19 protein-coding genes and 1 tRNA gene are annotated in these 21,388 nt (G+C 56.3%); 16 read left to right on the forward strand and 4 right to left on the reverse strand.

What is annotated here, in order from left to right:
- Positions 1-59: 59 nt before the first annotated feature.
- The 4 genes from IGS58_RS10810 to IGS58_RS10825 all read left to right on the forward strand — a co-directional run bounded on the left by IGS58_RS10810 (position 60) and on the right by IGS58_RS10825 (position 3,435).
- A complete protein-coding gene (locus tag IGS58_RS10810) occupies positions 60-1,742 on the forward strand; it encodes an isovaleryl-CoA dehydrogenase (protein ID WP_230521334.1) in 1,683 nt (560 codons plus the stop codon).
- Positions 1,743-1,897: 155 nt separating this feature from the next.
- On the forward strand, positions 1,898-2,548 hold the full coding sequence (upp, locus tag IGS58_RS10815; protein ID WP_010398816.1) for a uracil phosphoribosyltransferase: 651 nt from the start codon (positions 1,898-1,900) through the stop codon (positions 2,546-2,548).
- Between the two features lie 22 nt (positions 2,549-2,570).
- Positions 2,571-2,933: an Hpt domain-containing protein gene (locus IGS58_RS10820; RefSeq protein WP_070280690.1), complete on the forward strand. Its 363-nt coding sequence runs from the start codon at positions 2,571-2,573 to the stop codon at positions 2,931-2,933.
- A gap of 298 nt (positions 2,934-3,231) precedes the next feature.
- Positions 3,232-3,435, forward strand: a complete 204-nt coding sequence (locus IGS58_RS10825) for a cold-shock protein (RefSeq protein WP_010398811.1) — start codon at positions 3,232-3,234, stop codon at positions 3,433-3,435.
- 375 nt (positions 3,436-3,810) lie between these two features.
- On the opposite strand, the gene IGS58_RS10830 is transcribed toward IGS58_RS10825, so the two are convergent.
- Positions 3,811-4,722 carry a LysR family transcriptional regulator gene (locus IGS58_RS10830; protein WP_034784477.1) on the reverse strand — a complete coding sequence of 304 codons (912 nt, stop codon included), beginning with the start codon at positions 4,720-4,722 and terminating at the stop codon, positions 3,811-3,813.
- Between the two features lie 216 nt (positions 4,723-4,938).
- Between IGS58_RS10830 and aceB the strand changes: the two genes are divergently transcribed.
- On the forward strand, positions 4,939-6,537 hold the full coding sequence (gene aceB, locus IGS58_RS10835) for a malate synthase A (protein ID WP_230521335.1): 1,599 nt from the start codon (positions 4,939-4,941) through the stop codon (positions 6,535-6,537).
- 81 nt (positions 6,538-6,618) lie between these two features.
- On the opposite strand, the gene gloB is transcribed toward aceB, so the two are convergent.
- Positions 6,619-7,428, reverse strand: coding sequence for a hydroxyacylglutathione hydrolase (gene gloB / locus IGS58_RS10840; protein ID WP_230521336.1), 810 nt, complete (start codon positions 7,426-7,428; stop codon positions 6,619-6,621).
- 19 nt (positions 7,429-7,447) lie between these two features.
- Here gloB and IGS58_RS10845 point away from each other — a divergent pair, with 19 nt between their 5' ends.
- From IGS58_RS10845 to IGS58_RS10870, 6 genes are all read left to right on the forward strand, one after another.
- Positions 7,448-8,224, forward strand: coding sequence for a class I SAM-dependent methyltransferase (locus tag IGS58_RS10845; protein ID WP_034784446.1), 777 nt, complete (start codon positions 7,448-7,450; stop codon positions 8,222-8,224).
- On the forward strand, positions 8,217-8,654 hold the full coding sequence (gene rnhA / locus IGS58_RS10850) for a ribonuclease HI (protein WP_034784447.1): 438 nt from the start codon (positions 8,217-8,219) through the stop codon (positions 8,652-8,654). Before IGS58_RS10845 ends, rnhA begins: the two co-directional genes overlap by 8 nt.
- 101 nt (positions 8,655-8,755) lie before the next feature.
- A complete protein-coding gene (gene dnaQ, locus IGS58_RS10855) occupies positions 8,756-9,472 on the forward strand; it encodes a DNA polymerase III subunit epsilon (protein ID WP_034784448.1) in 717 nt (238 codons plus the stop codon).
- A gap of 81 nt (positions 9,473-9,553) precedes the next feature.
- A tRNA-Val gene (locus IGS58_RS10860) sits at positions 9,554-9,628 on the forward strand.
- Positions 9,629-9,753: 125 nt separating this feature from the next.
- Positions 9,754-11,088, forward strand: a complete 1,335-nt coding sequence (locus tag IGS58_RS10865) for a tyrosine-type recombinase/integrase (protein WP_230521337.1) — start codon at positions 9,754-9,756, stop codon at positions 11,086-11,088.
- Between the two features lie 237 nt (positions 11,089-11,325).
- Entirely contained in the window at positions 11,326-12,675 is a 1,350-nt protein-coding gene (locus IGS58_RS10870; protein ID WP_230521338.1) for a J domain-containing protein, read from the forward strand.
- 214 nt (positions 12,676-12,889) lie between these two features.
- On the opposite strand, the gene IGS58_RS10875 is transcribed toward IGS58_RS10870, so the two are convergent.
- On the reverse strand, positions 12,890-13,537 hold the full coding sequence (locus IGS58_RS10875; RefSeq protein ID WP_230521339.1) for a hypothetical protein: 648 nt from the start codon (positions 13,535-13,537) through the stop codon (positions 12,890-12,892).
- A gap of 286 nt (positions 13,538-13,823) precedes the next feature.
- Between IGS58_RS10875 and IGS58_RS10880 the strand changes: the two genes are divergently transcribed.
- The 3 genes from IGS58_RS10880 to IGS58_RS10890 all read left to right on the forward strand — a co-directional run bounded on the left by IGS58_RS10880 (position 13,824) and on the right by IGS58_RS10890 (position 17,965).
- Positions 13,824-14,438 (forward strand): hypothetical protein, encoded by a 615-nt coding sequence (locus IGS58_RS10880; protein WP_230521340.1) that lies wholly within the window; start codon positions 13,824-13,826, stop codon positions 14,436-14,438.
- A 671-nt stretch (positions 14,439-15,109) separates the two neighbouring features.
- Positions 15,110-16,483, forward strand: coding sequence for a hypothetical protein (locus tag IGS58_RS10885; RefSeq protein ID WP_230521341.1), 1,374 nt, complete (start codon positions 15,110-15,112; stop codon positions 16,481-16,483).
- Positions 16,484-17,044: 561 nt separating this feature from the next.
- Entirely contained in the window at positions 17,045-17,965 is a 921-nt protein-coding gene (locus tag IGS58_RS10890) for a helix-turn-helix domain-containing protein (RefSeq protein ID WP_230521342.1), read from the forward strand.
- 543 nt (positions 17,966-18,508) lie between these two features.
- Here IGS58_RS10890 and IGS58_RS10895 read toward each other — a convergent pair.
- Entirely contained in the window at positions 18,509-18,937 is a 429-nt protein-coding gene (locus tag IGS58_RS10895; RefSeq protein ID WP_071076884.1) for a helix-turn-helix domain-containing protein, read from the reverse strand.
- Positions 18,938-19,114: 177 nt separating this feature from the next.
- Here IGS58_RS10895 and IGS58_RS10900 point away from each other — a divergent pair, with 177 nt between their 5' ends.
- Together IGS58_RS10900 and IGS58_RS10905 are read left to right on the forward strand one after the other, a co-directional pair.
- Positions 19,115-20,401 carry a hypothetical protein gene (locus IGS58_RS10900; protein ID WP_230521343.1) on the forward strand — a complete coding sequence of 429 codons (1,287 nt, stop codon included), beginning with the start codon at positions 19,115-19,117 and terminating at the stop codon, positions 20,399-20,401.
- A 108-nt stretch (positions 20,402-20,509) separates the two neighbouring features.
- The gene (locus tag IGS58_RS10905; RefSeq protein ID WP_230521344.1) at positions 20,510-21,322 is read left to right on the forward strand and encodes a hypothetical protein; all 813 of its coding nucleotides are present in this window, start codon (positions 20,510-20,512) and stop codon (positions 21,320-21,322) included.
- The last annotated feature ends 66 nt before the right edge of the window (positions 21,323-21,388 follow it).

The following is a 21,388-nucleotide window of genomic DNA, read 5'->3' on the forward strand; positions in this document are numbered from 1 at the left end:
TGTTGACGGTGCGCCAGCGACGGCAAGGGCGCCATGATAACAAATCGCGGGAGACTCCCATGAATGCCTTTGACACGCATGAAGTTTTCAACCAGGCCACGCCTTTTGAAAATGTCAATCTGTTCGCCTGCGATCCGGCGCTGATCGAAGCGCTGCTGCGCGAGGGCGGCGGCGCGGCGTTGCAGGAGATCGATGCGCTCGGCGAAAAGCTGGGCCGCGCCGAGACCTATGCGCTGGCGCGCCAGGCGAATATCCACACGCCCGAGTTGCAGCAGTTCGACCGCGCCGGGCGCCGCGTCGACGAGGTGCTGTTCCATCCGGCCTGGCATGAACTCATGGCCATCCTCGTGGGCGCGGGCGCGCACGCTTCGCCGTGGGCCTCGCCCGGTCCCGGCGCCCAGGTGGCGCGCGCGGCGGCCTATCTATTAGTGGGGCAGGTGGAAAACGGCACGCAGTGTCCCGTGACGATGACGTATGCCTCGGTGCCGGCCTTGCGCCAGGCGCTGGACCTGCCGCACATCGCGCAGCGCTGGCTGCCGAAAATCCTCTCGCGCGAATACGATCCCCGCTCCCTGCCTGTGGAGCAGAAACGCGGCGCCCTGGTGGGCATGGGCATGACGGAAAAGCAGGGCGGCTCCGATGTGCGCAGCAACACCACGCGCGCCGTGCCCGTGCCGCCGGCCGAGGCGCAAGCCCTGTTCGGCAGCGAGGCCGGCGGCGCCTGGCGCATCGTCGGCCACAAGTGGTTTTTCTCGGCGCCGCAATGCGACGCGCATCTGATCCTGGCGCAGGCGGAAGAGGGCGGATTGTCCTGTTTCTTTTTGCCCCGCTACCTGCCCGACGGCAGCCGCAACGCCATCCGCGTGCAGCGCCTGAAGGATAAGCTGGGCAACCGCTCGAATGCCTCGTCGGAAGTGGAGTTCACCAATGCCTATGGCTGGCTGGTGGGGCAGCCGGGGCGGGGCATACCCACCATCCTGGAAATGGCCAGCCACACGCGCCTCGATTGCGTGCTGGGCAGCACCGGCATCATGCGCGCCGCCCTGAGCCAGGCGCTGCACCATGCGCGCCAGCGGGCCGTGTTCGGCAAGCCGCTGGCCGAGCAGCCCCTGATGCAAAACGTGCTGGCCGACCTGGCGCTGGAATCGGAAGCGGCCACGGCGTTTGCGCTGCGCCTGGCCCGCTGTTTCGATGAAAAGGATGATCCGCAGCAAGCGATGCTGGCGCGCGTGCTCACGCCGGCCGGCAAGTACTGGATTTGCAAGCGCGGTCCCGGTTTCGGCTTTGAAGCGATGGAAGTGCTGGGCGGCACCGGCTATGTGGAAGATGCGCCGCTGGCGCGCCTGTACCGCGAACTGCCCGTCAATTCGATCTGGGAAGGTTCGGGCAACGTCATGTGCCTCGACGTTTTGCGCGCCTTCGGCAAGTCGCCGGCCGCGCGCGACGCTCTGGCGGCCGAGCTGGCGCTGGCCGGCGATGACGATGCCATTTTGGTCGACTACCGCGCGCGCCTGCTGGCCGACCTGGACGGGCCGCAGACGGACGAATTTGGCGCGAGGCAATTATCCGAGCGCATCGTGCTGGCCGTGCAGGGGGCCTTGCTGCTGCGCCATGCGCCACCGTTTGTTGCGCAAGCGTTCCTGCAGTCGCGGCTGGCGCAGGCACCGGGCGGGGCGTATGGACGCTTGCCGGCCGGCACCGATTGCGCGGCCATCCTAGCGCGCGCGCTGCGCGAATACTGAGTTTGCCTCGGCCCGGGTACGCAATTATTTCGAAAATTCCGGCCACAGGCGGGCTGGGGGCTGGGATAATGCTGCAATCCATCATTTTATCGATACACAGCGCGCCTGCGGCCCAGGCTTGCCGCCGCGCCAGATAGCAGAGAAAGAAAAATAACATGAAACAAGATCCACGCTTCCCGAATTTGTTCATTACCGATCACCCTTTGATCCAGCACAAGCTGAGCCACATGCGCGAGCACGATACGTCGACGCGCACCTTCCGCGAATTGCTCAAGGAAATCACCTTGCTGATGGGCTATGAAATCACGCGCGACCTGCCGCTGACCACGCGCGAAATCAAGACCCCGCTGGTCACCATCGACGCGCCCGTCATCGCCGGCAAGAAACTGGCCATCGTGCCGATCCTGCGTGCCGGCATCGGTATGAGCGATGGCTTGCTGAACCTGGTCCCATCGGCGCGCGTCGGCCACATCGGCGTGTACCGCGACCCTGCTACCCACATGCCGGTGGAATACCTGGTGCGCCTGCCTGACTTGAACGAGCGCACCTTTATCTTGTGCGACCCGATGGTCGCGACCGGCAATTCGGCCGTGTATGCCGTCGACGTGCTGAAGAAGCGCGGCGTCACGGACGAACAGATCATCTTCCTGGCCCTGGTGGCCGCACCGGAAGGCGTGACCGTGTTCCAGAACGCGCATCCGAACGTCAAGATGTTCTGCGCCTCGCTCGATTCGCACCTGGATGACCACGCCTATATCGTGCCGGGCCTGGGCGATGCCGGCGACCGTATCTTCGGCACCAAGTAAGCCAACTCAGGCGAGTATTGCGATGGCAACCTTGATCGATCCGGATTTCCGCGCGCGTTTGCGTGCCCTGAATGAAAAATATGCGGCTGGCGTGCCGGCCCTGTTGCAGGCGATCACGCAGGCAAGCGGCCGCTGCGACAGCGAAGGCCCCCGCCTGGAACCCTTGACGGAGCTGCACCGCGCGCTGCACGCGGTGGCCGGCTCTGCCGCTACCTTTGGCTTTGCCGCGCTGGGCCAGGAATGCCGGCGCATCGAGCAGCTAGTGCGTGCCATGCTCAATGCCCCTGCGCAAGCGGTGGCGGAATGGCCCGCCGTGCGGGCGCAAGTGGTGGCGCTACTGGACTGGGCAGGGCGCGATGCGGCCGCCACTCACTTCACCGCGTGAGTGACCGCGTCATAGTAATGTGGTTGCAATGATTCATTTGATGCAACGCAAAGCACCCGCGTCGCAGATTAGGATATAGTGTGTCCATGCCGCTGGTACAGGGCGCCGCAAGACGGGGATTTGGCTATTAAAGTAGTGTTCGCAAGTTTATTTTGCGAAAGAATGGTTTTTCTCAGTTTTGTTGGTATAATTGGGCATCGTTGGATTCGAGGTAGTAGTGCAGTTTGTCTGTCATTTCTTTCTTGCTTCAAACGATATAACGGGCGCAAGCCCAACTTAACTGAAATAGGAAATTGTAATGGCAACTGGCATCGTAAAATGGTTCAATGATTCGAAGGGTTTCGGCTTTATTACCCCTGACGAAGGCGGCGAAGATCTGTTCGCTCACTTCTCGGCTATCCAGTCGAACGGCTTCAAGTCCCTGCAAGAGAACCAACGCGTTTCTTTTGAAGTGACCGCTGGCCCTAAAGGCAAGCAAGCTTCGAACATTCAGCCAATCTAATACGCTGGATCAAACGAAATAAAGAAATCCTCGGTCTCCGAGGATTTTTTTTCGCCTGAATTTCCGTGAGGCACCGGTTTTGCGTGGGCTGCGCGTTCTTTTTGGCATGTTTGCATCGCCGCGTAAACCGACAATGGGGATGTGTCGGCTTACGCTACGCTAAGCCGACCTACGCTGACCTACGCCGACCTATGCCAACTAATGCTGATCCGGCTGCCAAGGTTGTTTCCTCATACGTCGCGACGCCGGACAAAACCGTCGCGAGCGGAAGGAAGAGGTGGCCGAGCAGTGCAACCGTACTAGGTACGGGGGCGCCGAGCCGGTGAGCATCGCAGGCCGCCTATGCCGACGCGCAGCAGGTTTGGTCCCGCGTCCTCAGATAGCCCGTTCGCGCCAGTAATCTGGCTGGGCATACGAATGCCTTAAAAAATCCACGAACGCCCGTATGCGCAGCGGCAAGTGGCGGCGCTGGGCGAACACGGCATAGATGTCATTGCCCGGCGCGGCGAACTGATCGAGCACCGTTACCAGTTGTCCCGAGGCGATTTCGGCACCCACTTCCCACATCGAGCGCCAGGCCAGACCCTTGCCGGCCAGTGCCCAGTCGTGCAGCACTTCGCCATCGTTGCAGACCATATTGCCCGCCACCTTCAGAATCACGTTCTTGCCGTTTTCGCGGAAGGTCCAGCCCCGCTGGCTGCCTTCGCTGCTGATCGCCAGGCAATTGTGTTTCGCCAGATCGGCCGGGATGCGCGGCGTGCCCGCCCGTTTCAGGTAGGCGGGCGAGCCGACCAGCACGCGCTGGTTGTCGGCCAGCTTGGTGCTCACCAGCGAAGAATCGGACAGGCTGGCGATGCGGATGGCCACATCGATACCTTCGCCGATCAGGTCGACGAGGCGGTCGTTCAGGTTCAGCGACACCGTCACGTCGCGGTGCTCGGCGACAAACGAGGGGATCAGGGGCGCCACGTGCTGGCGGCCGAAGCCGGCCGGCGCGGAAATGAGCAAATGGCCGCTGGCCTTCACGCTGCGCTCGGCCACGGCCGCTTCCGCCTCTTCCAGTTCGCCGAGGATGCGCTGGCAATCCTCCAGGAAGGCGGCGCCTTCATTCGTCAAGGCCAGCTTGCGCGTCGTACGCTGCAGCAATTTGACTCCCAGGCGCTGCTCCAGCGCATCGAGGCGCCGGCCTATCATGGCCGGGGCGATCCCTTCCGCACGGGCGGCAGCCGACAGGCTGCCTTTGGCGACCACCTCCACGAACGTTGATATTTGTCTGAACTGGCCCATGTTGTGCTCCTGCAATGCCATCACTTGTGATAAAAACGCATAGATGAAGTGATTTTTAATCTCGTTTCCATGCCTTATAGTGCAATACTATAGAACAAACGCGCCGCCCGGCAGAGTGTTTTTGCGGCTCTGTCCAGCTTGTCCGCGCAGTCGTTCAGCATATACTTGGATCACCAGATTACCTTTGCCTATATTTATTAAAAACCGGAGAACTTCATGACCCAAAATACGATCGCACTTCCAGAAGGCATGCAAATCACGGGGGAAATCGCCCCCGGCTATGAACAGATTTTGACGCCGGCGGCGCTGGCGCTGGTGGCCAAGCTGACGCGCGCGTTCGAGCCGCGCCGCCAGGAATTGCTCGCCGTGCGCGTGGAACGGGCCAAGCGCCTCGATGCGGGCGAGCGTCCTGATTTCTTGCCAGAAACCGCGCACATCCGCGACGGCGACTGGAAGATCGCGCCGATCCCGAAGGCGCTCGAATGCCGCCGCGTGGAAATCACCGGTCCCGTCGAGCGCAAGATGGTCATCAACGCCTTCAATTCCGGCGCCGACAGCTACATGACGGACTTCGAGGATTCGAACACGCCGAACTGGGATAACCAGCTGACGGGCCAGATCAATATGTTCGACGCCGTGCGCAAGACGATTTCGCTGGAGCAAAATGGCAAGTCGTACAAGCTGAACGACAAGATCGCCACCCTCGTCGTGCGTCCGCGCGGCTGGCACCTCGATGAAAAGCATGTGCTGGTCGATGGCAAGCGCATTTCCGGCGGCATTTTCGATTTCGCTCTGTTCATGTTCCATAACGCCAAGGAGCAACTGGCGCGCGGCGCCGGTCCGTATTTCTACCTGCCGAAGATGGAATCGCACCTGGAAGCGCGCCTGTGGAATGATATTTTCGTCATGACGCAAAATGAACTGGGCTTGCCACAAGGCACGATCAAGGCGACCGTGCTGATCGAAACCATTTTGGCGGCGTTCGAGATGGATGAAATCCTGTACGAGCTGAAAGAACACAGCTCGGGCCTGAACGCGGGCCGCTGGGATTACATCTTCTCGTGCATCAAGAAATTCAAGCTGGACAAGGATTTCTGCCTGGCCGACCGCGCCAAGGTCACGATGACGGCGCCGTTCATGCGCGCCTACGCCTTGCTGCTGCTGAAAACCTGCCACAAACGGGGCGCGCCAGCGATTGGCGGCATGGCAGCCCTGATCCCGATCAAGAACGATCCGGAAAAGAACGACATCGCCATGGGCGGCGTGCGCAACGACAAGGCGCGCGATGCCACCGACGGCTACGACGGCGGCTGGGTTGCCCATCCGGGCCTGGTGGAACTGGCCATGGGCGAGTTCACGAAGGTGCTGGGCGACAAGTCGAACCAGATCGAGAAACAGCGTCCCGACATCGACGTCAAGGCGTCTGATCTGCTGAACTTCCAGCCGGAAGCGCCGATCACGGAAGCGGGCTTGCGCTACAACATCAACGTGGGCATCCATTACCTGGGTAGCTGGCTGGCCGGCAATGGTTGCGTGCCTATCCACAACCTGATGGAAGACGCGGCCACGGCCGAGATCAGCCGCTCGCAAGTGTGGCAGTGGATCCGTTCCAGCAAAGGCGTGCTGGAAGATGGCCGCAAGGTCACGGCCGAGATGGTGCGCGCCATGATTCCGGAAGAGCTGGCCAAGGTGCAGCGCGATGCGCCGGGCGGCAACGGCCCGACCTATGTGCGCGCCGGCCAGATTTTCGAGGAAATGTCGACGTCGGAATCGTTCGCCGAATTCCTGACCTTGCCGCTGTATGAGGAAATCTGATCCTGATCAAATAGATCGATAAAAAAATCCCGGCGATGCCATAAAGCATCTGCCGGGATTTTTTATTGCAGAGGGATCCGCTTAAAAATTATTCTTCCACATCCGCAAGGCCGCGAATGCTTCCACGGGCGAAGCGTCGGTGGCCAGCTTGCCTTCCACCTTCAGGCTGGTCAAGATCGCCGGTTCACGGTAGCGCAGGAAGGGATTCGTGGCCTTCTCGAGGGCGATGGTCGATGGCACGGTCGATAAACCTTGCTGGCGCTTTTCCGTGTCGATGGCGATGCGTTCCTGCAAGGCCACATTGCCCGGCTCGACGGCGTTGGCGAAGCGCAGATTGGACAAGGTGTACTCATGCGCGCAAAATACCTCGGTATCGTCGGGCAGGGCGGCCAGCTTGCCCAGCGAATCGGCCATCTGGCCCGGCGTGCCTTCGAACAGGCGGCCGCAGCCGCCGGCAAACAGGGTGTCGCCGGAAAACAGCCACGGCGCGCCACTGCGCTCGTCGCGCTGGCGCACGTAGGCGATATGCCCCTTGGTGTGGCCGGGCACGTCGATGATGGTCATCTGCAAACCCAGCTCGGGCACATAGGCGACATCGCCTTCGGCAAGCGGTTCCGTGATGGCTGTGATAGCCTCATTGCGCGGGCCGAAGACGGGGACGGCGAAATGCTGCAACAATTCAGGCACGCCACCCGTGTGGTCGGCGTGGTGATGCGTGAGTAAAATGGCGGTCAAGGTCAACTGATGGGCTTGCAGCGCATCGAGAATGGCCATCGCGTCGCCAGGGTCGACGACGGCGGCATGGCGGCCGTCATGGATTAGCCACAGGTAATTGTCGGCAAAGGCGGGCACGGCAAGTACCGATAAAGCGTGTTCAGGGGAATTGGTCATGAGCAAAAGAGAAAACTGAATGGACAGTGTGGCATCCGAAAAATCCATTATAGCGCTTGACGGCTGGCTGCAGACGCCGGCCGGTCTGTACGTGCGTGCCTGGGAGCAGCAATGTCTCGACAGCCTGACTGTCGATATCTTCGGTTTTAATGCCGTGCAGATCGGCTTGCCTCAGCTCGACGCGCTGGCGGCCAACCGCATGCCCAACAAATGGCTGCTCGATGCGCGCCTGCCTTCGCTTCCGCCGCAGGAGCGCCGCCTGACGCTGGTGTCGGCATTCGATGAGCTGCCGTTCGATTCGCAAAGCCTGGACCTGGTGGTCTTGCCGCACGTACTCGAATTTGCTGCCGAGCCGCACCAGGTCTTGCGCGAAGTCGAACGCGTGCTGATACCGGAGGGGAGGGTGATCGTCTGCGGCTTCAACCCGGCCAGCCTGTGGGGCGCGCGCCAGGGACTGGGGCGGGTCACGGGACGCCACTACCTGCCGCAGGCGGGCGAGCTGATCTCTATGCCGCGCATGAAAGACTGGTTAAAATTGCTGAACATGGGCGTCAGCCAAAGCCACTTCGGCTGCTACGCACCAGCTTGCAGGACAGAAAAATGGCTGCGCCGCAACGCCTTCATGGACAAGGCCGGTGCGCGCTGGTGGCCATATCTGGGCGCAGTGTATATAGTGCAGGCGATCAAGCGCGTCAAAGGGATGCGTTTGATCGGTCCGGCGTGGACCAAGAAACCGGCGACGGCGCCCGCAGGCGCACCGGTCACGAATAAAAGGCGGGAACAGCAAGATGGATAAGGTTGAGATTTATGCCGATGGCGCATGCAAGGGCAATCCCGGCACGGGCGGCTGGGGCGCGCTGATGGTTGCCGATGGCGCCAAGAAAGAAATTTACGGCGGGGAATTGAATACGACGAATAACCGCATGGAATTGAAGGCCGTGATCGAAGCCTTGACGGCGCTCAAACGTCCGTGCCAGGTAGTGCTGTATACCGATAGCCAGTACGTGCAGAAGGGCATCAGCGAATGGATCCACGGCTGGAAGGCGCGCGGCTGGAAAACGGCGGCCAAGGCACCCGTGAAGAACGTCGACCTGTGGCAGGCACTCGATACGGCCCAGGCCGTGCATGAAGTGGAATGGCGCTGGGTGCGCGGCCATAATGGCCATCCCGGTAACGAGCGGGCCGATCAGCTGGCCAACCTCGGCGTGGAAACGGTACGTGCCTGATAACTAAATTTCTGCCCTGAAGCAGCGGGCAGGCCGTAACCGGAGGGCACAGGTTTGCTATACTGTGCCCTTCGCTTTTTGCTTTTACGACTGAATCTGCCATGCGTCAAATTGTTCTCGATACTGAAACCACCGGCCTGAACCCGCGCACGGGCGACCGCATCCTGGAGATCGGCGGGGTCGAACTGAACAACCGTATGTTGACGGGGAATAATTTCCATCAATACATCAATCCCGAGCGCGATTCGGAAGAGGGGGCGCTGGCCGTCCACGGATTGACGACGGAGTTCCTCAGCGACAAGCCAAAATTTGCGGAAATCGCGGAAGAGTTCCGCGCGTTTATCGCCGGCGCCGAACTGATCATCCACAACGCCCCGTTCGATATCGGCTTCCTGAATGCGGAATTCAAGCGCCTGAACCTGCCGCCAGTCCACGAGCAAGTGCATGGCGTGATCGACACCCTGGTGCAAGCGAAGGAAATGCATCCAGGCAAGCGCAACTCGCTCGATGCCCTGTGCGACCGCTACGGCGTCTCGAACGCCCACCGTAAGCTGCACGGCGCGCTGCTCGACTCCGAATTGCTGGCCGATGTCTACCTGGCCATGACGCGCGGCCAGAACAGTCTCAGCATGGAAGAAGAGGTGGAAGTGGCCGCCGATGGCGCCGCCCTGGAAATCGTGCCCTTGGCCGAAGTCATCTTCCAGAGCGCCACGGCCGACGAGCTCGCCGCCCACGAAGCCACCATCGCCGGCCTCGACAAGGCCGCCAAAGGCCAGTGCATCTGGACCGCCGTCACGGCGCCGCCAGCGGCCGCCTGAGAAAGAAGCGGGGCACGATAAATTTCCTCTCGCCAGCCCTTGCAGATGCCGCAACACCTATGCGATAATTCGCCTCGCTTCGGGAGGTTAGCTCAGGGGTAGAGCACTGCATTCACACTGCAGGGGTCGCAAGTTCGAAACTTGCACTTCCCACCAAATTTAAGCTTTGAAATCAAGGTCTTGGCGTTCGCCGGCAGGTTTCAAGGCATCGGCAAATGCCGGCTTGATGGTGAAAAATAGGGGAATTCGACAAACGATTCCACCAACGCCAAAGGCCAATCATGGCATCATCCATTCCTCGCGGCATCCGGGTCATTGACTGGAAAAACGCCGACAAAACAAAATCCATACGTTACAGAGTGCGCGTTGAGCGGGGCGACTTCGTTGTCGACCGCTCATTCGGGCAAGACGAGCTTGAGCGTGCCAAGATATTTTTGGCCGACACCAAGACTCCGCAGGGCCGGCTCCTGATCGCCCAAGGACGGGACCGCGCGACCCTGATGGTCAGCGAGGTCCACCGCGCTGGCTTGGAGTTGATCACGGAAGGGCGCTGCACGCTAGGCCATGCCATCGACAGCTACCTGCGCGCCTACGTCAATCCGCTGTTGGATTGCGGCGTCGACAAGGTCCAGCAAACAGCAAAGGCCGCCAAAGCGCGCTTACAGAACTGCCGCGACATAGAGATCTCCCACATCAAGAGCGGTTTTTACGTTCCGTCAGGGGCGCTTGCGAGCCTGCGAGAGCATGCCAAGGGCTTTGCCAAGAAAAAGATTGGTGATTTTTATATTGACGACCTGACCGAGCAGGATACGACTGAATACATCAATGTCCGATTGCAGCAGGGCCGAGCCAAGAGCACGGTCAAGCGCGAGATCTACGCGCTGCAAGGTGTTGTCAATAAGCTCCGCTTCACGGACAACAAGGCCTGGAAGCGCCTCAACGGCCACAATCCCTTTGCTGAAGCCGACAAGGCCAAGGTGAAGGGCGGCGAACGTCGACGCCGACGGATCATTTCATCGGACGAAGAGGAGGCGCTGCTTGCGGAGCTGCGCAAGTGCCGAAACAAGGAAATGCCGCTGATTTTCGCCGTTGCCATATCCACGGGCATGAGAAGGGCCGAGATCTTGGGCCTGTTATGGTCCCAGATCGATGTCGAGCGTGGCGTCATCAATCTTGATGCGGACCAGACGAAGGCGGACGAGGAGCGCTTGGTCATTTTGCTGCCGGAGGCCGTTGCAGCCTTCAAAGTTATTCCGCGAGTGGACGCGCGGGTCTTCCATTACAAGATCGAGGGCTTCAAGACCGTATTCCGCCGAGTGCTTGCGCGGGCGAAGCTTGATGGCATTCACATGCATGACACTCGTCGCTCCTTCATTTCAAGAGTGCTCAAGGACATCACCTCATCCCCCGTGGCCATCGCAGACATGATTGGCGCCCGCAGTGTAGCGAACTTGCAGAAGCGGACCATCGAGCGCATCCGGCAAGGCAATATGATTGAAGCTGGCTTCATTCAGAATGAGGACGAGCTTCGTTCAGTCGTTGGGCACAAGGACGGGCAAACAACCGCGCGCTACGCGAACTTGGCGCCGGAAAAAAAGCATCCAAAGAAGAAATAGTATCGATGCCGCTCGCGTCGTGTTCGCCATGTTGAGTAGCCCTTAGCTGGGTGCTGGGCGCGTTGACGCTGTTAGTCTTCGCGCCTTTCCTGTTGTTGGTTTTCGAGCAAGATCGAAGTTGAATTCGAAAAATTAACATTAGGTTATCTGCTCCATGCTACATTGCAACATTAGTGCGTAGATTTTTATCTGCGCTTCATATCGTAGGTAGGCGACTATTCCGCAGGATTGATTGAAATGGCTGGAAGAGACCAGGAAGGCTTTTATGCCATTCTCGAAGTAGCTCATAACGCTTCTTATGATGAGATTAAAAATGCATATCGCCGCAGGGCGATGGAGCTTCATCCAGATAGGAATATTAGCTCAACTGCAACGATCGATTTTCAGCTTTTAGGCTTGGCTTACGCTGTTCTAAGTGACCCTATAAAGCGCGCCAGCTATGACACCGAGGACATCAAAGTTGATCGGCAAAACAAAACAGAAGCACCAGCAGCTTCTCCATCTCCGATCTCTTGTTCTTGCTGTGGAAAAGTCTCCGCTCAGCCAAGATATGTAATATTTTACGAAGTCAAAAGCTTCGTCTTTTTCTGCTATCGCTCAACTATTCAAGGAATTTTTTGCACATCATGCGCCAATAAAAAATCGATGGCGGCGAGCGCGACGACCTGGGCATTGGGCTGGTGGAGCATTTCTGGCTTTGTATACTCAATCCATGCCATTCTAATCAACCTCCTTGGAGGGGAGCGCCCAGCTTTGGCCAATGCAAAATTACTTGGTTATCAAGCTTGGGTTTTTGGTGTGTTAGGGCGCGCCGAAATGGCGCAAGCGATAGCGAAAGATGCCAAGAAGTTTGCACGCAAGATCAAGCCCACGTCATATTTGGCAAATAACGACGACAAATTGGGCTATGAAAATGGTGAAAACGTAGACCTACTTCGAAAGCAAATTGATGAGCTTATTTTCGAGATAGGCATTAAAGGCCCTGGTGCGGAGCTTAAAAATTCTTGGGCTCTCTTGCGTTGGCCATTTTTCGTCCACACGGCTTTTCTGCTGATAGTATTGGTGACGATTTGGACAATTATTCAACGCCAACCGGGTTATGTCCCGCAGCAAGGCCCCAAGCCCTATATCACGAGTCCTGAAGAGCAGGCGCTGCCTCCAATACAGGAGGCTTATATTCGGCCTAAAAATGCTCCAAACGGAAAGCCTTGGCCAAGGCGAAGCAGTTATCTCCGCGGATATGAACAAGGTCATTCAGATGGCTTGTCCGAAGTAACAATTGACAACTCGCAAAACAATGCAGATGTTTTTGTAAAGTTGATTTCTTTGGATGGTGCCAATGCTGTTCCAACGCGCTCTTTCTTTATTCTCGCTGGGGAGGCGTTTACACTGGAAAATGTTTCCGCTGGAAATTATGATGTTCGATATCGAGATTTGTCTAATGGCCATCTTTCACGATCCCAGCAGTTTGCATTGGAAGAAATTCCCGGAAACGGAAGCACACAATATACGAAACTAACAATGACATTGTATAAGGTGCGCAACGGAAATTTGCATACTTATGCGCTTGGGGAAGATGAGTTTTAAAGCTGAGGCGAAGGAGATGGCGGCTAGCTTTCATCCTTGCGTTTGAATTGCATCAAAAAAAGTAAAAATCCAGTCTGCGTGCCGTGGCGGCGCCGCGACACGAATTTTTGCCAGTGGTCTCGTTAATCGGTGCGAGAGGGACGTTTGCCGCTCGGAGGCCACCTGTGATGGCCTAACTGACTTCAAGAGGCATGCGAATGGTAGGAGTTCCAGTTCAAATTGGGCCGCCAGACCGTGCCCAACGGTCGCCCGGCTCGTCGGCCGTTTCGACGAGTGAGGAAAGGGCGTCACCGATCTCTTTGGCCTCATCCCGCGCGTAGGAGGCCGCTGCTGCGTCCGCTAGGCGCGAGCCGAACTCCCGCAGGGTCAACCGCTCCGCGTTGTCTGACAGGCATTTCTCGGTAGTAGCCGTCATGAGATCCATTGGCCGGCCATCGGGCTGGATCGAGAAAGGCCAAGTGTCGAAGGGAGATGCGATAGCCATCCAACGCTGCACGCCGGTTACGCCCGAGTCGGGGGCGGCCGTCGGGTCTGCCATCTCTGCCGCTTTCATCAAACGTTTTAGATACTCGAACGCGTGCTTTAAGAAGTAGCGCACGTTTCCCTCCTTTTCCGGCTGGGAGAAAGGTAATGACGCGAGCGAGGTTGGGGAAATCGCAAGGCCTTTCTCCGTGGCTTGCCTTCGTTTGAGGCGAGCCCTGTCCAGCGTCCCGATCGAGACATTGAGCAGCGCCGCAGTTTCGTTTGGGGACAGCATGAAAAACTGCCGTTCGTCGGCGCTCAAGGCCGTCATGGAGCGGACGAGATGACGATATTCCGCTTTCGCTGCGGGGGTCAGTTCGGATTTCCCAGTGTTGGCCATTACATCTCCGTGGCAGTGAGTGTTGGGCGACCTGAGCCGCTTCTTGAGGAAGTGTAGCCTAAAAAATCACTTTTCTGTTTGAGTAGGTGTTGCGTCGGCGCACAACTAATGCGCTGCATCGCGCTCGCTTTGGTCCCTGCTTTGCTTATTGAGTCCGCAAATCTTGATTTGCGCTGCGTTGCGCTTCGCGATGGTTTCGCCGCGTAGTTTTGCCAAGCTTCTTAGCGCGCATCATGAATCTGTCGCGGAGCCATTTCGGTCCCGCGTCTTCAACTAGGAGATGAACATGGCAAAAAAAGCAAAGCGCGCAATAGATCGTCAAAAAACGTTGAACGCCGCTAGCAAGGCGGGACCGAAAGCAGATTCGACCCAAAGCGTTTTCAAACATGGATATGACAAGGTGGTAGCTGCAACGAGGATGGGTAATTTAGATATGTTCAAGGATGGCGTCGCCGCGCTTGAACTCGCGGGTATCTCGGTGTTTACTGTTCGGTTCGTGGATGAGGATGACCTCTCAATTGTCAGTGTCGGCGAGCTTGCTCTTCGTCGCAGATGTGCGCCTGTGTTCACTGAACTGGTGAACACAGCGATTGCTAAGGTTCGTCAGGAGCCACAAGATATTTGGCCTCTGAAAATCTTGCTCGATGCTTTATCTTCTCGCATCCAGGCTTTCAAAATAGAATATGGAAAGCACGTTGAGGCGTGGTATTACAGCAATTTGGTCAACTGTATTCTGGAATTGGGCATACGCGTGGAAGGTCCCGCACGAGTAGGCTACCCTGGGAAAATTTGGGATTACGTTTGCGCTGAGCGCGAGGCTCAGGAAGAAAAAGCCGCCTTAGAGTTAGCGATTGCGCCCCTCAGTCGGGACGGTGCGTCGAGAGGTAGCGCGCGGCTTTGATGCGCGCCGATAGAGCACGCAATGAAAGAGCGCTCGTCTGAGCGCTCTTTTTTATCGTCGCTAGATCCCCGGTAATGCCGGGCTAGCCGGTAGCGAGTGGAATTTTTATTTGGAAAATTTCTGACCGAGCTGAGACTCTTTTAGTAAAAGTCGCTCTGCGACTCTAGGAGAGCGGACTGACTCGCACGCACAGCACTGCATCAGTGATGACGGTGTTTCATTCGCAAGTATGGTTGACCTCCGTAGCTTGCCTACTTTTCAAGATGCAACTTTTACATTCTTCGATGTCTCAGTGCAGGTTGCCGCGAGAGGTGTTCTATGCCGGCCAGGAATGACTTTCGATGCGAGAGCATAAGTTTGTCAGAACGTTAAATTTCGGAATTTAGTTGTCTGCGCTCCGCCATGGGGCAGACGTAGTTGAGGCGAAACACATATGGTCAAAATTCTCATAAAAACCACAATCATAAAGTTTCAAAATGATAACAAATTTCCATGAGTAAAATTGTTCCTCAATCAGACAGCTACGTTGCTCCAGGCTGCGTGAGCATTCCAAACGCTCCTAATAGATTGGGTTTCGTGATTTTGAATGCATGGCCTTAGTGAGCTAGCGTTGGCTGGCTGAACCACCGGGAGTTCCCGGGCTGTCCAACCTTGAAAGGAAGGAGTTTGCAATGGAGTTGTCGAACTATTTCGCTCAGATGAAGCACGCGCCATTGGTCGGTAGCCTGTGCGCTGCCTTATTGGTGTCGACGCCTAGCCAGGCTGATGGGTTCTGGGACCGCTCGTATGAGCCCACCCAGTATTTCAGTAATGTGCAAGAGGCGGTGGGTCGCTTCAAGTTGAAGCAGGATGCGGCTATCGATGCTCCCTCGCTGGCAACAAATGGGAACTACCTGCGGGCGGGGATTAACTTGTCCGACATCGCATGCAATGAATGGATCGGAGTGCTCGGAAGGTCGGATCGAGACGTCAGCTTTTTCAAGGACATGCTGAACATTGTCGGTAACGTTATTTTAGGAATTTCTGGCATCAATGGAGCTAACCCTGGCTCATTGGCGCGTGGCTCGCTGGGCCTGGCGGCAGGGAACGCGTCTATTGACGCCTTTAAGAACGAAATTATTTTGGGATCGCTCAGCGACATTGATGCGAAGCTGAGAGAGGGGCGTAAAGTCACGGCGGCGACGATCAGGGCCAACGTCCCTGAGAATTTTGATGACGCGAAAGGTATGCTGCTGTCCTATCATGCAGACTGTTCTCCCAATGCGATTAAGGTTTTATTGAAGACTAGCCTCGCAGCGGTCAAGTATGTCGCTCCGGACACCTCATTGACCGACCCTATTAGAAAAGCCCAAACCGAGACGCTGGTGGGCAGACTGGTCATTGACATGTATGGTGCGGGTTCGCCGAAAAAGCTATCGCTGGATGCTCTCTATAAGCTTTACGTAACCCAACTGGCAGGGGTGGGCGACAACGCACCGCCCTTCGTGCCTGGTATAAAAACCGACATCAAAGACTTGGAAGCAGATTTCGTCGCGGCTAACAAGGATAAGCGGTTGGAGTGGTTGAAGGCCATAGGCGACCTGAATGGATTTGGAGTCCGATATGACGCTGATGTAGCTGCCACCAAAACTAAAACTGAAGAGGCGGTGAAAAAAATAGCTGGTGAGGCGGATGAGGCTAAGAAAGCTGTGATTGAGACCAAAGTAGATGCCCCGCTTAAGGAGCTAGCCAAAGTGCCGGAATCTGCGAAGCACAACTTGAGAGAATTCTTCGCGGCTCCGATGTCAAAGTCGATGTCCAGCCAGCTTATTCAGGACTTTAAGGACAGCAGCCGAGCATTGCAGCAGAAGTCTACTGATAAGAACGCCCTGAGGCATGCCAAGGCGCTGAGCGATTTGGCGGAGAAAGAGAAGGAGCTCTCCGCTGCAAAAGCTGCCGCAGAAAGCATTCGCGCCGCGCCTAAGGCTCCTGTAGCCGACAGTAAGCTTCTGGGCATTAATCTGCCACCAGTTTCGATTAACGCTATCCTTGTCCCTGCTAACTAACCATCCTCGCAGCTGCTGGTGGCAGCGGTCCGTGAGGGCCAATTGTTCACCAGCATCTCTGATATGTTCCATTGATAGCTGCCTGATACCTGTCATGGAATTTTCATTTCAGCAAATTAAGCAGCTTATCTTTGATGTGAAAATTTCATCAGAGCCATTAAATCTAACAATGCATAGAACAAAAAACATTTCTAAAAATACGTTCTCTTCTAGATAACGTTGTATCATGGAAATTTAAACGGGCGGCGGTATACTGCGAGAGGTTTTTAAAATATTCCGCTATACAGTGAGCTCAGCAGCTACTAATTTATAGGCTGTGTTAATGCGCATCTAGGGAAGTGCTGATTAATTCAATCTCTAAAATTTTTCTCCTTAAAAATCAAAAACTTACATGCTTCATTTGGGCGAAAAGTCGAATTAATCAGTGGTTCCCTAGGTAGGACACATTTTTGCTCCCGTGGCTGCGACATTCGCAGCCTTTTTCGTTTACAGGCAATTGCTGCTTTGCATTGGCCCGCCGACTGCCCATACTCGCCAAAACGCTACACTAGGAATCGAGAAATGCCGAACTCACTTGCATACCACGTTGTAGTTAATGCGCTTGAGGGGAAGGCCGGCTGGACGCCGATGAACCGGTTTGTCTCGGCAGTGTCGCATGTTATCAGTGGCCACTTGCCGTATCAGCGCTACCATGCTGCCGGCCGGGCTAGGACCGCAGAGGGAGCCGGCGCAGGCGTCGTTGAGCGCATGGTCAATGACTTCCTCGCCACTGACGTCAATCCTGGATATTTGCTCCTCTCGTCGTTCGAGCGCGAAGCGGATGTGCTTGTCGCGTTCAACGCCTATAACCAGTCCGCGAAGCTGGGTGTGCAGACCAGCCTGGGCGCCAGTGGCTACGCGCGCCGGCTCAACAACCGCTCCCACAACAGTTCGCGCAATGGCAATGGCAACGGCAACGGCAACGGTAACGGCGCAGATGGATCGCTCATGGCTCATGGCGACGATCCTGATAGCTGTCGCCAAGGCACCTTGGCGATTGTGGAAACCATGATGGCGACCACACGGCGCAATGCGCAGTTGCCGAGCGGAGCAGAGAGGCGCAGCTTGACCACCACTGCCAAGATTCTGGGTGTGGAGGCGTCCGCTGTCGGAGAAGTGGCTCTGGTGTTTGAAAGCGAGGGACACATTCCCATCGCAAGTGTTGCTCGCAAGCTGGGTTGTCACCAGCGGACTTTGGAGCGCCGGTTGCGGGAGTCAAGTATAACGGCCGAAGCGCTTAGGCAAGCGTCGCGCTTGGTTCGCGCATCGCATCGCCTCTCATCCTTGGATAGCCTTACGATGATTGCCTTTGACGAAGGTTTTTCTGATTTGGCCCACATGACCAGGGCATTTCAAACCGCATCGGGAATGCCTCCTAGTCTCATACGCAAGTTGATGCGCCTTAGCCAAAATACCTTGCCAGCGCTAAGCCCCAGCCTTTAACTGCCCATCTTGTCATAAGCCCTTTATTGCTGAGGGTTTCGACAGCCTTGGGCTTTGATCGCTCTTAACGTGGGCTTTGACAGGCGTTAAAGGCCACATCCTTCTTTATTCCCTTCCATTTTCACTTCCAATTCCACTTCTTCTTGCTGCCGACATAGTTCTATCTGATGGCGTGTAGGGCGCGCGCCAACATTCGGTCGCGAGCGGTGACTCCGCATGCGCGGGTTCCGCGTTTGCTCGCTGGTTTGCCATCTACGTCCGCCTAGATCTACGCCGGACTCAACTCGCGAGCATTCGTTGCTCCTCTTGCGCCACGCCTCGCGCTCCGCAGACATCCCATTTCGCAGTCCCTCGCTTGGGATGGCATCTCGCTCTGAGGCCGATCTGAGTTCAACAGCGTCAATTTCAATATCGTTAATATTGCCAATCTGTTTGCTGGTGTCGCATAGATTCAATCTTTTCGACAGCCGTTGCGTTATTTTTCTGGTTGTCGGAGAGCAATGGAATGCTTAACCACCGGCGCAGGAGTTTGCGCTCTCTATTTCAAGATTTTTTTGTATTTTTCTTGTGCTGTCCCGTTGAGGGAGTGTCGGGGGAAGAAATGGTTGAGCAAAAGTAGTTGTTAGCCCTTTCCCGCAGGTAGACGGCAGTGGCGCGCGCCTGATCGACGACGAATGCTCGGTCCTCTGGGGAAAGGCCGCTGAGATGGGCTTCAATGGCCGCGGCCTGGTCGGTTTTGCGATCGCTGGATGTCAGCAGCAATTCATTCATTCTGCAATCAAAGAGCTCCGCGAGCTCTGACAGGCGCGGGATCGATGGCAAGACGATGCCGCGCTCAAGTCGCGAGATGGCCTCGTTGCCGATTCCCAAGCGCTCGGCAACATCCTCTTGCGTGAGGCCGACTCGGACTCTGTGGCTCGCGATGGCGGCGCCCACTGTTTGGGAAATTTTTTTGAGTCGTTGAGATTCCATGGGGCGTCCTTGTGGTGGTTCAACCCGAATGGTGGCTACTAGGCTTATTTGTTTGAAGGACTTAAAAAGTTGAAACACAACTAAAATAGTTTATTATTCGTTCGCTGCATGTTTTTCTCTCATGCAATGTCCCGGAACCCCTAGGTTTGAACAGGCAACAAATTGAAAGGTGTAAGAATGTCTAATTCCCCGAAAAGCTTGCTCGCTAGCATCATATATTTCGCGATCAAAGTTTTGTGTTCGGTGGTAGCGGTAGTGACCACGCCCAAACCTGCGGTGTTAGCTGCGGTGTTTGTTTTCTGGATTTGGCAATTGGTCGCACACTACCGGCGCGGCCTCGTCGTCCTCAAAGCGGCATTGAAGCGGGGTGAAAGTGTGAATCCCAGAGCGGTGTGGTTCAGTAAATTCAAACACAAATTCGTGCTCTCAATCATGGCGTCGGTGGTCTACCCGATGCTTGGGATTCCCGCGGTGATTATTTTCTGGATCGTGGATTTGGCATTCCTCAACCGGCAAAAAGCTGCGGTTCGCGCCGCCGCGCCGCCCACCTACGCAGACGAGGCCGGCATCGCCAGTGGCGACGTGAACGGAGCGGAGTGGGGCTATTCCTGTTCTCGGTTCGATTTGATGATCAATTTCGAGCGCGACGAGGCAAGGTTGGTATCCCATGTCGACAATGTCGGTGTAACTATCCTGGGTATTAAAGCTGACATTTCGACGCGTTTTGATCGCACTTTCCGGCTGTCAGATTTGGCCTGTGCCGTCGAAGAAAATAGCACTAGCATTTACTTTTTTGCATTCTCTCAAGAGGTTGTGGTTGGAACACCTATCAGCGTGAAATGGCGAGGCGACGAGCTTGTCAGAGAAGGCTCTGCCCGTCTTGAACGAAAATGGCATTCCACGCCTGACTTTGGCGCATCCTTCTACGAGATCGGCCCGATGCTGGCGAGCGACTTCAATCGTTACTGGATGCCGATTCAAAAAAGAATATTTTCAATGGGACACGCGAGAGCGGATGCCTATGTCACCGAGCATCAGGATAGCTTAGCTGCGGTGAGGCTTAGCGCACGCGCTGCATGGAAGGCTGAACGCGAAATCAGCATGGCGCGCGTGAGCGAGCTTAAAGAGCTTGCAGGTCTTGGCGATGCATTTTTAGAAAATGCCCTGTATGACAACGGCTCGCTAGCATGGACCATTGCTGCCGACAAGAGTGGCCGCGCTGTCGTTGAGTTGAATGGCGACGTGTGGATCGGGTCACTCAAAGACGCTTGCGCGACGGCGAGCTTGGATGAAATTCCCGCAAAAACCGACGGCGACGCGCCCACCTTTGCGCTGGGAATAGTCGTCAAGGATGACGAGTTTGAGCGCTCGCAGCTCCGCAAGCGCCGCTTCCAGCTCATGGTTGGCTATCCGAAGGCGCAAATTACAACCTGGATCGATCGAATTGAGATCCTTGCTCGATAGCAGGCGCTGGACTAGGACGCTGGGCAAGGCACACGCCTCGCCCAGTGATCGTTGCCGCTGCTGCGGCCACAGCATTCATCTGTTTTAATTAACTTATAGGAAATACTGATGCGTAAAATTTTATCCGCGCCTTTGATTGCGCTCGTCCCATTTGTGCTGTCCGCATGCGCCAACCCCGGCATGCAGGCAGGCTCGAATGTCCAGCTTCAGCAAGCGATCAACACAGTGGGCGCGATGCTTAACGGAACGGTGCCGACCTCTGCAACGGGCAACGGTCCAACTAGCCAGCCAGCGGCGCCCGTGATCGCTGCCGGTGAGGGCACTCCGAAGTTTATCAATGGAGTAAGAATTATCATCGACGGCCCGCACCCGACAGATCATCGTTGGGCGGGAAAGTCCATAGAGAGCACTCCGCTCTACAAGCTGTTTGAGCGCTACCCGCTGGAGAGCTTTGGGAATTTCTGGCCACGCGTAAGCATTCACATTGATGACTATTCCGAGACGCTGGGTTCAAGGGAGCATTCTGGCACCAGATACACGCAATCAATGAATCAGGCACGCCCGTTGGAATGCATTAAATTTAGTGCGCTGATATGGAGCTCTGAGAAGAAATCTCAGAAAGTTGATGGTGTTGTGATTTGCAGTGTGGATATCAAGTCGGACGACAGATATCTGTCCCTTGGCGCCATGCGCGCTTATCGAGGAATTATGTCGCCATCGATGTATTCCTCTCAGCAGCTCAGGACAGCAGGGCCACGAATTCCGCGCCAACTATTGCCGCAATCAACAGGCGAAGACAATACGTTTTATTCGAACGCCGATTACCTTATTTCGTCCATGTTCGTCAAGATGTCCTATCAGGGACCGATTGACGGGGATGCGCGGCTCTGGTTCGTTAATCTGACCAATGCCAAGTTCTGATTAATCCAAAGGGAATGTAAACGCGTCTATGCAGCGTGTTGTTAAATTGTCTGCAGCCTGATATTG

This window comes from Janthinobacterium sp. EB271-G4-7A (genome assembly GCF_020858075.1).
Classification (GTDB): domain Bacteria; phylum Pseudomonadota; class Gammaproteobacteria; order Burkholderiales; family Burkholderiaceae_D; genus Janthinobacterium; species Janthinobacterium lividum.